Source organism: Lentisphaera araneosa HTCC2155, assembly GCF_000170755.1.
GTDB lineage: Bacteria > Verrucomicrobiota > Lentisphaeria > Lentisphaerales > Lentisphaeraceae > Lentisphaera > Lentisphaera araneosa.
In genome coordinates, this window is the sequence record NZ_ABCK01000001.1 from 102362 (window position 1) to 114990 (window position 12629).

General features: G+C 40.7%; 6 protein-coding genes. 2 read left to right on the forward strand and 4 right to left on the reverse strand.

Annotation, left to right across the window (positions count from 1 at the left end; genetic code table 11):
* The first annotated feature begins 216 nt into the window (after window positions 1-216).
* Together LNTAR_RS00375 and LNTAR_RS00380 are read left to right on the forward strand one after the other, a co-directional pair.
* Window positions 217-2688, forward strand: coding sequence for a hypothetical protein (locus LNTAR_RS00375; protein ID WP_007276611.1), 2472 nt, complete (start codon window positions 217-219; stop codon window positions 2686-2688).
* The gene (locus LNTAR_RS00380) at window positions 2685-7358 is read left to right on the forward strand and encodes a hypothetical protein (protein ID WP_007276612.1); all 4674 of its coding nucleotides are present in this window, start codon (window positions 2685-2687) and stop codon (window positions 7356-7358) included. Before LNTAR_RS00375 ends, LNTAR_RS00380 begins: the two co-directional genes overlap by 4 nt.
* A gap of 22 nt (window positions 7359-7380) precedes the next feature.
* On the opposite strand, the gene LNTAR_RS00385 is transcribed toward LNTAR_RS00380, so the two are convergent.
* Genes LNTAR_RS00385 through LNTAR_RS00400 form a run of 4 tightly spaced genes read right to left on the reverse strand, consistent with a single transcriptional unit; the run spans window position 7381 to window position 12489 of the window.
* The gene (locus LNTAR_RS00385; RefSeq protein ID WP_007276613.1) at window positions 7381-8736 is read right to left on the reverse strand and encodes a sulfatase family protein; all 1356 of its coding nucleotides are present in this window, start codon (window positions 8734-8736) and stop codon (window positions 7381-7383) included.
* A gap of 8 nt (window positions 8737-8744) precedes the next feature.
* Window positions 8745-10169 carry a sulfatase gene (locus LNTAR_RS00390; RefSeq protein WP_007276614.1) on the reverse strand — a complete coding sequence of 475 codons (1425 nt, stop codon included), beginning with the start codon at window positions 10167-10169 and terminating at the stop codon, window positions 8745-8747.
* Complete coding sequence (locus tag LNTAR_RS00395; protein WP_007276615.1) at window positions 10166-11116, reverse strand: NHL repeat-containing protein; 951 nt, start codon at window positions 11114-11116, stop codon at window positions 10166-10168. The genes LNTAR_RS00390 and LNTAR_RS00395 overlap by 4 nt, the downstream gene beginning before the upstream one ends.
* A 35-nt stretch (window positions 11117-11151) precedes the next feature.
* A complete protein-coding gene (locus LNTAR_RS00400) occupies window positions 11152-12489 on the reverse strand; it encodes a sulfatase family protein (protein WP_007276616.1) in 1338 nt (445 codons plus the stop codon).
* Window positions 12490-12629: the final 140 nt, after the last annotated feature.

A 12629-nucleotide genomic window follows, 5' to 3' on the forward strand; every position in this document is an offset into this window, starting at 1 on the left:
TGATTTTTTTATATCTACAAAGGATATTAGGAGCTTATAATAAGTTTCATGATTAATCACAATGAGGGGCATGATGCTTCGCATACGAGAAGGACGCTGTCCCTCTCGAGCTCTCCCAGTAAGGATTTGCCAATCCTTAACCAGGCAATTAGGGGCTTTTCCTCTCTTTATGGATAATCGTAATAAGTTTTATTAATTTATTGGTGAGGGATATTTTTGGGAGAGCAAAAATCAGATAAAGAAGTATTAGATAGCCTCGTCTATCTTTTGACGACAGGTAAGGTTTCAAAAGAAAAACTTATTCCCGCCTTTAAGAGCTTGAGTGAGGAAGTTTTAGATCTCGAGGATGTCTTAGCAACACTCAAGGAAACTCCGGGTAGTGCCTTTCAAGAAATTTGTCAGCAACTAGAAGATAATCGTTTAGAAGACGCCAAGAAATTCTATGAACTCAATCAAATCTCCTCGGTAGATAAAGCTTATTTTGCCAAGCAATTTAAAGGCTTGCCACTAGAGATCGCCAAAAATAATCAAGAGCATGGCATTTATAGTGAATTAGATGATGCCTGTGTCTTACTCAAAGATTATTTTTCACTTTTAAAGAAGCAGCATGAAGTCCCCATTCTTTTTGCTCATGTCGAGAACAAGAGCTTAAATAGAATTAATTTTTTTACTGAGAATAAACATTTTTTATCTGCTCTCAATATTGAAAATTTGGTGGCTTATTCTTGGCATCAAGCAAGTGACGACTTGCGAGTCGAACTGCGTCAACTGAAACAAGAGAGCCAAGAATCTTACGTCAAGTCTTTCGACGATGCTTTATCTGCTCTCAATGCTAAAGAAGATACATTTACCTGTTCTAGCCCTAAAGTTTTTTTAGATGCTTTAACTGTTTACCTAGGTGAGGGTGGCGAACTTTTTGATGGTTTACTTGATATTATTTTTCAATGGCCGAGTTCAGATGTTTTAAGCGTATTAAAAGTTCTGTGGCAAAAAGCTGAAGACAAATCAAAATTCTCACTGCTATTAACGATGAAGTTTGGTGATCTCGCTTCCTACAGGCTCAAGGACTGGGCGGTCTTGTCGGATAAATTCGAAGGTGAGTACCTAAGTTTTGTCGAACGCGTCAACTACCTGAGTAAAAAACACCCCATACGCTTGCTCTATATGTGGTGTATGGATCATGGTGAAGCCGACGATAAACTACTTGATCTACTGAAAGAATCTTGCTTAGAGGAAGCCGAGAAAAACAATTTCCAAGAACTCATCGAGCGTTATAGAGCCGAGTTACTTATTCCGCAAAAAGAGCAAAATAGTCTTTTAGGGATTGAGGGTGAAGTCTCCATTGAAGAAGAACAATCTATAGAAAGTGAAGCTGCTGGAAAGATTGCGGAAGTCGCAAAATCAAATGAGGCAGGGCAGCCAGCTGAGAAAGTTAGTAAAGATAAAATCATTTTAAAGGATTACTTAGCTCAAAGAGATGAAAAAGCAGGAATCGCTCAGCCAAGTAATGAAGAGCGAGAAAAGCTGAGTCATGAAAAGGCCCAAGTCACTTCAAAAAGAGAAGTTTTTGAAAAAGATCCCCTTAAAGCAGCCCCTAAAGAAGTAGAGAAGAAAAGTTCTGTTTGGCAGGAGCACATGAAGCCCTTCATCAATGAGAACTGGTTTATGATAGCGGGGTTAATGCTATTCATTGCGGGGAGTTTGATTCTCTCTTATTTCACATGGGATAAGCATTGGTTGTTTCGCTACAGTTTGATGCCGAGTTTATTGGCTTCCTTTACAATAGGCTTAGCGTATTTAGGAAAGTGGATCGAGAGTAAGGGAAAGGAGTTCACTAGTTCGGCGACGATTTTAAGGGGAGCCGCCATACAGTTACTCCCGATTAATTTCATGGCGGTAGCGCTGATGTCTGCCGATACGGCAGTGAGCTATAAACATTTCCTAATTCCCGTGATGGCCGCGCTCTATTTAAGTTTAACCTGGTTGGGCCTAAAACGTTGGTGTATGGCTGTTTCTCCGCAACTCAATCCCTTACTGCCACGCACACTCTTGGTGATCAATAGCTTGGTCATGTTGGCACCCATCACTCAAATCATTGGTTTAGAGTCAAAGCATACTTTATTAATGATTTTGGGCACTGGTTTTTATCTGGGTTTCGCCTTGTTGAGTTACTCATTTCATTCTTTTTCTTTGCGAGTTCAGCAAATGAAAAGCCAAGTGGATCGCCGAGTTATTTGGTTCTTCACTTTAATGATTGCGGCGAGTTTTGTGCAAGTTTTTCTATGGGTCCACAGCCATCTGCGTAGTATTTCAGAGTTTTACACTTATCCAGAGATTTATACTTATGCACCGCTCTTAGTAGTTGCGGGGGGCTTGATCTTGATGCTGGAGCGTCGTAGTGGAGAACTGATTACTCGCCTTAAATCTGAACAAGAAGATGAGTCCTTTGTGGGTTATGCTTTGATTGTGGTGGCTTTGGTGATGAGTTTTCCCAATAGTACGTCTCGCATTATTTGTTTATTTATCGCTTCTTATGTGTGGTTTTTGCAGTCGCTACACCGTCAGAGGCACGTTCATTATTACATCACCATAAGTTTATTGAGTATAGCCTTTTTTTCCATTGGCGGACTCGAGGGTTTCAACCAAGTTTATCTGCCAAGTCTCGGGGTCTTAACGTCTTATTCTTGAGCTTCATTACTTTTCACTTCCGCAAGATCAAGCTCTATGCTTATGCTCGCGCATGTACGAGCACTCAGGTGGTGGTCTTGTTAGCCATTGTGGTCTTAGCTATGCTCAAACAATTGCATTTCCAAAACTCACTGGTCTTAACTTCGCTCTATCTGATATTTGCCGCCTGTATGTTCATGTTCCGTGCTTACCGAGATGAAGAACTCAAGTGGATTCACATAGGAATGTTTATTTTTGCCCTTTGTCTTCCCTACATGGGCTGTGTCGATTTAAAAAATGGGACACTCGAGGGCAATACCTTAGTCTTTGGCTTGGCCACTTTGTCGATATTGTGGTTATTGGCGGTGCGTTTTGTTCCTTTCCATCTACTCAAAGAAGCGCGATCGACTGTGTTATGGTTTTATGGAACTTTAGCCCTTGTGGTTATGTTTATACGCCTCTTTTTTGAGCGTCATGTTCCCGTTGATCCAGAGTGGTACAAAGGCTTTATGGATTATACGGGGCCCTTATTAATGACTGCGGTCTTGGTGGTGGCGAGTTATTATTCTCGTTCAATTATTCCTTCGCTCATGGCGTCGCTTATTGCAGTGATTTTATTCCCAGAATTAAAAGCCAATTTTCGAGCGACTTTTGATAGCTTAGGTTTTGGTTCCGGGCTAGGTAGTGCCTGTTCAGCTTTGGGAATGATCGGCATTAGTTTCGTGCTTAGAAAACAAGAGAAGCTAAAGAGTTTAAGTGAGGGGGATAAATTTATGATGAGCTCATATTTTCCCCTGCGTCGCTATGATTACACACTTTTTACTTTGCCCTTAATTGCTTCGGCAGCATTTTTATTGATTAAAACGGCGAGTTTTAACCTTATCCGCCAAGAAATGAGTACGGGTGGAGTGCAAATGAAAGGAGCCATTGCGCTCCTTGTCTGTTCTCTTAGTGCCTTTAGTTTGTATTTATATCTGAGAGAGAAAAAACTGACTTGGCTCTTTCATCTAGGGTGGATTTATTTGGGCTTAGGTCTGTGTTTTGTCTTTGATTTATCTAGAGACGTTTTTCATTGGACTGAACCCGCTTTATATACCTTGCTCATTCTTCAGGCTTATTATTTGATTGCTTATGGTTTGAGTCTTAGATATCCCTATTTAAACAAGCTTTTTGTCGAGAAATTTCAGCTGACTTTGTCTGGCTTGAGCCATGTGAGCTCCGCCTTATTGATTATTAATTATTTGGGCTTTGGTGAGTTAAGATTATCGAATTACCTCTTAGTCTTTACGGCGGGGCAATTTTTATGGCATTTAAAAGCGCAAGGCAAAACCCATTATGGCTTCAATCTGTATTTACTGACTTGGGCTTATGCATCTTCTTTTGGAAATGGCTCTTATGAGGCATATTTCATTCCAGGACTCTACTTGAGTTTAGCCAGTTTAGGCGTTCATCTAATCGTCAGTCGTTTAGATGGTTTTTATGAAGAGTGTCGAGCCTTTTTCAAATCCTTTTTAACCATGGCCAGCCTTTCTAGTTTAGTGTTTTTTACTGCATCCTTGCCGTATGTGGCACAAGGTACATCGCTTGATTCTATCTTCGTGATTTTGACGAGTCTTTTGCTCTTTTTAGCTTATGTGGAAAACCAATCAAAAATCCTTCTTACTTTTTCTGGGGTCAGTTTCTACTCCTACCTCAATTTCGATCAAATTGAGCTGATCTTAGAACCCCTGCGCTTGTCCTTTGGAGCCTTGTTCTTTGCTTTGATCGCCTATGCTTTCATCCAATTAGAGAAGAAACATAAAACGTTCTTACAAACCGATAAAGCTTTAGATTTCTTCAAAAGTACATCTGAAAGCTATCCATATTTGGCCGCTATCCTCGTCACAAAACTTTCCATTTTCCTTCATCTTATTTACTGGCGTAATGAAAGTGAACAACTTGTCGCGACTTATGTGAGTACAGCCACGCTCTGTTTCATTGCCTGGGCATGGAGAAAGTGGGAAGTGAGTCTCTTGGCAATTATCAGCTTGTGTTTAGCCAACATCCATTTAGTTCGTTGTTTCGGAAAAAACTATTTAAGTGACCGAGGCTTATCCGAAATCCATTTACTCTGTTTGGGGATAGGTTTGACTCTCTTGATCACAAGCTTAGTTCGAAAGTATTCACCAAATTCTGTGCTTAAATCCTTACTAGCGCATAGTGGCTTAGTGCTCTCGCTCTTAGTTCTTGTTTTTCTTGTGGGGAATTATATGAGTCACCCGAACCTCAATACGGTGAGCCCCTTCCGCTTTTTTGTCTCGGGTGCGATGGCATTTTTAGCGGCGCTATACTTTCGAAGTGCTGCGAGGAAGCCTCAGGACGGAGAAGAAAAGTACGTCGATATTTTTGAAGGTGTTTATCACTTTGGTCTGAGTATGAGTTTTTGGTGCCTGACTCTGATGATTCCCTTTATGCGCAGTCCGCAAACTGCGATTCTCGCATTTGGTTTACCCGCGATTTATTTCTATTACATGACCGAGTGGTATAACTCACAAGGAAAAGCCCATCACGTCTACCGCAATTCCTCATCATTACTGATACTTGTGCTCTTGATTCTCTACGTCTTTAAAGGCTTTGTACACATGACTTTTTATCCTGAAGTTCAGATGGATAATACTTATTACCATAGCAATGCCCCGACATTAATTGTTTATGGCTTACTCCTCTTTAGATTGCATGCCTTAGGCGGACGAATTCACTTGCCACTTTACGGTGGTTTAGCTTTGCTCTTAGGCGTCTTTTTTACTTTGTCAGCGGCGCCATCCTTTAGTCCATTTGAGAATCCGATTAAAGCGTCATTTTTAGCTGTGTTTAATGCTCATGCATGGGTCTTGCTCAATTATGAAAAGTCTCCGCTTCGCAGTTACTTTATGCGTTTTTCTAATTTAAGTGAAGATGATTGGCAAAGCTTGCGAAAAACTTGGGGTGCTTGGCTGATTATCCTGACTCAAGTTATGGGTTTTGTGGCATTGACTGACACTTGGGGACAAAGTCATTTATTTGCTCCCGTTTTATTTTTGAGTGCCACCGTAGTAGGTCATCTGAGCCTTAGAAAAAAATCAAAGTTCTATGGCCTAATTACTTTATGTGAAATTGTTTTTGCGATGCACGCAGGTTTCTTGATGGAGAGTTATATAAATGCCGATGATGTTATTTGGCTAATAACGGCTCTGTGGGGAATCTTCACTTTTTATAGTCTCTATAAATTTAATAATATCCCCAGTAAAAAATGTTGGCCAATAGCTTTATTTTTCATAGCCTTGCTGATTCCCCATGTGATTTATCATGAAGTCTATTCCTACACCTCCTTATCGGTTGTTGTGTTAATCGTTGCACTTAGTTTAATCACTGCCTATCCACGCGAGTACTTGAAGAATCCAATCGAAAAAATCATGGCCTTCACTTACCTGTTAGTTCCCGCTTATTTGGCTTACTTTAAAGTTTATGACGAAAGGGGAGGCCTTTTCCAAAAGGCCGCCTTGCCAGCGGCACTCTTTAGCTTGTTTCTTATGGCCGTATTCATGCCTTATCTGGCTAAACAAAAAAGTGATTTAATTGAAAGGCTTTTTGGGCTGCGCTACAAAGTCTTGAATTTAATCTATTTAGTTTGGAAGCAAAATTCTTCACGTATTAGCCATATTATTTTATGGAGCCTCTGTTTATTAACGACCGCTTTATTGCTACTGTTTATTGGCGAGGCTTTTACTGATCAACAATTTATCTTACTACTCTGTACTTACGGGGGCTTAGTTGTCTTGTGGTTTTATAAGGGGAAAGAAAAGCAGAGTCAATTAGCCTATTATATGATGGCTTATTCCCTGCTGATTTTCATGGCTTTTTTACGTCATCAAATGGTGATGGCGACAAACTTGTGGAGGGATGAATATGATATATGGAGTAGCTTGCTCGTTTCTCTGACAATTGCGGGTTTAAAACCCTTTGTGGACAAAAACGAAGATAAGATGCGCAATCCCTTGTTGGGAGTTTTATTCCTAATGCCATTATTAGCCATTGGGAAATCATTTTATTATGGTTTAGGAACCGATTATACCTTGATGATTATTGGTGTGAATAGCTTGGTTTTCTCTTTCCTAGGGAAAGAGGATCGTCAATCACCTTATCACTTGATTGCCATGATAGGTTATGTGGCCTTCACCTCAATGACCCTGTGGAACAAGCTCGATTTACGAACTTTGCACGTTTATATCATTCCGTCTGGAGTTGGTGTTTTGATTATCTTGCAACTGATGCAAAATAGTATTTCAAAAGAAAGAAGGAACCTTATACGTTTGCTCACCTTGGTGATGATGGTGTCGACTTCCATCTATTATGCGGTCATTGCGGAACCTCGTTCAATCGGCTTCAACTTAACAGTGATTATCTTATGCTTATTGGCGATGGCTTTTGGTTCGCTATGGAAAATCCGCCTCTATCTCATTCTTGGCTTTGCGGGCTTGTTAATCGATCTCCTGTCAATCTTTACACGCCTATTAATTGACTTGCAGAGGGGGTCACGTATGGCCATCTTAGGAAGCTGTATTTTACTGATCGGCGGCTGTTTAGTCTTTGCCAACATTTATTACAAAACTCAACAAGCCAAGATTAAAGTCATCATCGAAAAATGGCGACTCAAACTCTCCACTTGGGAATGATCATCGGCTGATGATTACCTGACTACTTTTTAGTGATAAAGGGGTTTCCCAGTGGATCGGCGGTTTCTCTGAGTCGCTTGCGCATTTTCTTTAAGATCTCTTTGTACTCGGGGTTCTTGGCAAAGTTTTTGAGTTGATCTGGGTCTTTTTGAAGGTCGTGAAGAAACTCATAGCCTTCTTCAGGGTAAGAGGCGTAGACATAGCGTTCGTGACGAATACCTTCCCAATTAGGGATTGTTTTGTGACGGCTGTAAAATTCACCTAAGAACTCTTTGCGCCATTCGACTTTTTCACCTTCAATAAGGGGCTTAAGACTGCTACCATTATGTTCTTTTGGTGTTGGCATACCAGCATAATCGAGCATGGTGGCACCAAGGTCGATATTCAGAGCTATTTGACTAAGCTTTTGACCTTTTTGATGGCGACCATCGAAAAGAATGAGTGGCACACGTAGTGATTGTTCGTAATGGGTCCATTTACCTGCGAAGCCACGATCACCAGCGTAATAACCATTGTCCGCTGTGTAAACGATCACTGTGTTATCATAGAAGTTTTTCTCTTTTAAGGCTGTAACAACTCGGCCTAGAGCGAAATCAATACCCGATGCCATGCGCAGATAATTGCGCATATTGTGTTGGTATTTTTCCGGTGTATCCCAGCGCCATTTATAACGATCGTTATGCATAGAGTTTTGCATAAAATCTGGTTGAGATTCAAAGATCTTTCTATCGTGAAGTTTTGGTAGTGGCATAGTCATGTCAGTGTAGAGATGAGCTGCTGACTCTGGATAGGGGAAATGATTCTTCTTATCGCCATCTTCGGCATGTGTGGCGTTAAAATTTAAGCTGACAAAGAAAGGTTTTTCTGAACTTTGTTTGTTGATGAAATTAATGGCGTGATCCGCAATAATATCGGTCTCGTGCTTAAGTGAACCGTCAGGCATTTTTTTATGAAAGGGCCTGCGACCAACCTGAATAAATTCGTCAAACATCATCTTCTGTTGATTTTTATCCACTTTGAAGTGAGTTTTTCCAAAATAAGCTGTTTGATAGCCCGCCTTTTTTAGCCCCATAGGGTAAGAGGTGTCAATACGCTTAGGGTCAATTTTTCCTCCGGTAAAACGGTGTTTACGCATGTACATGCCGGTGAGAATTGAAGCACGACTCACCCAACAAGTGGCCGTGGTCACAAAGGCATTTTCAAACAAAGTTCCATTGTCTGCAAGCTTATCAATATTGGGAGTCTGGATCATGGGATGACCCGTACAGCCTAAAAAATCATAACGTTGATCATCTACTAAAAAGAAGACGATATTGGGTTTATCTGCTGCGGAGACCGCAAGACTTGTTAAACTCAAAAGGAGTAATAAATATTTCATAGTTTTCTCTAATTATTTTCAAATTTTTTAACTTTTTGGATCATCTTGGCCTTAAGTTCAGCGTACTCAGGATTCGAACTTAAATTGGTCCATTCACGGGGATCTTTTTGGTGATCGTAGAGTTCGCCACTGCCGTCTTCATAAGAAATGTAGCGGTAACGCTCAGTCTGTACAGCTGTATTCCTAGGACCATAACTCAAATAGGCCGCTTCTCGCTTAGCACTGGAATCTTTTACCAAAGGAAGAATAGATTGACCTTCTAAATGTTTTGGTTTTGCGATTCCAGCAAAATCACACAAGGTAGGATAAATATCAACATGTGATATGGGCTGCTGATTCACTGTCCCGGCTTGAGTCAATCCGGGAGCTACAACAATGTAAGGTACACGAGTTGTTGTTCGCCATAAAGCCGCTTTACACCAGTGTTCTTTTTCACCTAAATCCCAGCCGTGGTCGCTGGTAAGTATAATCACGGTGTCGTTGCCACGTGGATTGTTCTTAAGAGTTTCTAAAAAGAGGCCGATTTGTGTGTCTACATAATTAATACAGGCGAGGTAAGATTGCACCATGTACTTCCATTCATCTTCACCACCGAGGTGCAGAATATGTTCGTGGACAGTTCTTGGTTTAAAGAGGTTTTTATGAGCGTTTGAACGAGCTAATGCTTTGCCATATTCCGGCAGGTCGGCCAAGTCATCAAATTCGGGGACCTTTGGTAATTGAATGGACTCTAAGGGAAATTTATCGAAATATTCTTTGGGTACATTAAAGGGACGGTGGGGCCTATAAAAGCCTACCGACATCAGAAGTGGCTTGTCGCTTTTGGTGTTCCATTGCTTAATGGCCCATTGAGCTGTCTTGTAATCGCCCGTCATGGTATCGTCAATATTTTGAGGACCACCTTCACCCCAAAGATTTACTCTCTTATCAGTGAAATGTTTCACTTCTTTTGGGCGATCAAATTTATTATCTATTTTTGCTTTTAAAGAACCGTGATCAACTTTTCCTCCACTCACAACTCGGTAATTATTTTTCATGAAGTGGGTGTGAAAATCCAAGGGCTTTTTAGGTGGATTCTTGGAAGTAGCTCCCTTGAGGGGCTGATCTTTAAAAAAGGGCATTTTCTTTGCCACATTAAAATACTTACCGGTACTTTTTGGATATAAACCCGTGAGAAAGCTCTTGCGTGAAGGCCCACACTGAGGAGCATTACAATGTGCATTAGTAAACAAGACCCCGCGGGTGGCTAAAGCATCTAAGTTAGGCGTTTTAGTTTGGGGATGGCCACCCATAGCGCCAATCCAAGTGTTGAGGTCATCAACTATGATGAAGACAATATCTTTTTTATTTGAATCAGTGTCAGCAAAAACAAAGCTGTTGAAATATAATAATGAGCTTAACAGGATAGCCGATTTCTTGAGTATATTCTTCACTTTTTTCCTTTGTGTATGATTTTATAGATTGTATCACCTTTGGTCTTTGGTGCATGGTGAAAAATCGCTAGATAAAGAGCGTTGTCTTTGACAGTAAAATAGTACGGGGTTATACCGCTGGGAATTCGATGACTAAGGTCTTCCCAATCACCTTTGATAAAGTCATCGAAGCTTTTAAAACGAATGAGCTTATTTTTGTCGAAATCAGTTTGGCCTGCATAGGGCTTACAAAAATAACTACTGGCGTACCAGTAGCCATCGAAAAACTCCACATCATTGAGAACAAGTCCCGTGCGTTCCCATGAGCCTGCAGGCCCCTGACGTTTAGACGGGTCAAAACTATCGTAGATCTTAAATTCTTTTTTGTCCCAATCGACGACCTCAACAACTCTGCCTTTTGATGAGCCAATGGCATAAAGTTTACCCTTAATCAAGCTTATGGAACGTGAATAACCATGAGTTGGAACTTTTAGAGCGCTTTCATTCTCGCCTATAGCAGTAAATCTAAAAACAGTACCCGAATTGGGATTAATTGCATAAATCCACGAACTCTCAGAGTCCACAATAATGTCGTGAGGTCTTTGTAGTTGAACTCCTGCAATAGATTTAGTCTCTGAATGTATTTCTGTTTTTGAGAGGTCTTTAACAGCGATAATACGATGGTTATCCGTATCATTGATGTAGTAGAGTTTGTCCTGCGGGTTATAAGCTACAGAATGCAGGCCCTTTAAGGCTAGTGGCGAAACCTTAAACAACTCAGAACTGTGATTGCGGTAGACGATGCGATTATTTTTTAAATCAGAAATAATTTCTTGTTCTCCAGGACCAAAGGCAATATGAGTTGGCCACTTAAACTCTATGGGATCTTGTTCAGAAATATAATTGACCGCTTCTAGTTTGTTTGATGCTTTTTCTTCGGCACCTAGGAACAAGCTTAATACAGTCAATAAACAGACTTTAGATAGAGAAAAAAGCTTCAAAGTTATTTGTACTCAGTTAGGGTTTTGCGTTTTGTTACTGGATACCAATCGTTGATCAATTTTGCGAGCTCCGCAACTTTCTCGGCATGGTCTTTGGCGAGATTATGTTTCTCTGATGGATCGTTGGAAAGGTCAAAAAGCTGAGGTCTTTGCTCTTTTTCTTCATATTTGGGTTTCCCTTTGTCTGTCTTGCCATCATAAGTTAAAAGAAGTTTCCACTTATCTTTAATGACCCAACGATAAAGCAAGCTGGCTTCATAATCACTAATATCGGCAATGTCATGGGCAAAGGTTTCTCCAAAAATGTGGTCGCGAGGAATTTCTTTTTGTTCGGACATGTAAGAGTTTAAGTCGAGACCCGGAAGACCTTTTGGCATACGCGCGCCGGCTGCAGCGACAATTGTGGGAAAGATATCTAGGCTAGTACATAATTCTTTACGGTCCTGAGCTTTGAATTTTTCCGGCCAAGAAAAGAAAATTGGCGTACGTGTTCCGCCTTCGAAGGGGGATCGTTTTGAACGTGGTGCATAACCGTTTTTGTCAGATTGTTGAATCCAGCCATTATCGCATACATAAGCGATAAGTGTGTTATCTCTTACACCTTTGTCTTCGAGGTGTTTAATAAGATCGCCGCATGCTTCGTCAAACCATTCACACATGGCGTAGTATTTGGCTATTGGTAGGGTGAGGTCATACTTTTTATACTTTTCTAAAAGACGCTTAGGTGGATTATGGGGTGTATGGGGCATAAAAGGTGCATACCAGAGGAAGAAAGGCTTCTTTTTTTCAATGGCCATATCGACAAAATCAGTGACCGGTTTATTACCTTCACGTCCAATTTTCAAACCTTCATCACCATGACGGCCTTTCTTGTGAGCCGGATAACCTTTAGTCATACCGTGAGTGAAGCCACCTCGTTGATAACTGCCTTCCCACCATTTACCACTTTGGTGAGCCAAATAGCCTTGTTCAACTAGTAGTTCTGCAATGGTATCAAACCTATCGATATTAGCTATAACAGAAGCTTTTAGGTCAGGGTTATTTGGGTTTTTGCTATCTGCCTTAGGATTATTACCCGTGACACCATTAACGCTTGAATAACGGCCAGTTGCCAAAGTCATGAGTGATGGTCGGCACAGAGCTGTTGGCACATAAGCGCGTTTAAATAAGACGGATTCGGAAGCTAACTTATCTAGGTGAGGCGTCTCTATATGTTTATGCCCCATAAACCCGTAATCTGTCCATGCTTGATCGTCTGAGAGGATGAGAAGAATATTGGGCTTGTCAGCTGCCTGTAAATTGATGAAAAAACTCAATAATATTAATAACTTAATTTTCATATAGACTCCATTTTTTTTTGAGTGAATTTTACCTTGTTGACTATATACCGCCAGTCAATTGGATTTATTACTGCACAGTAGTTAGTTTGAGACAATACTCACATTAAGTGCCGATTTTATTATAATTTAACTTGGGGTTT

Bases quoted from the DNA above. Each gene is read 5' to 3' on its own strand.
- LNTAR_RS00385 (WP_007276613.1), bottom strand. From the start codon at position 8,736: ATGAAATATTTATTACTCCTTTTGAGTTTAACAAGTCTTGCGGTCTCC.
- LNTAR_RS00400 (WP_007276616.1), bottom strand. From the start codon at position 12,489: ATGAAAATTAAGTTATTAATATTATTGAGTTTTTTCATCAATTTACAG.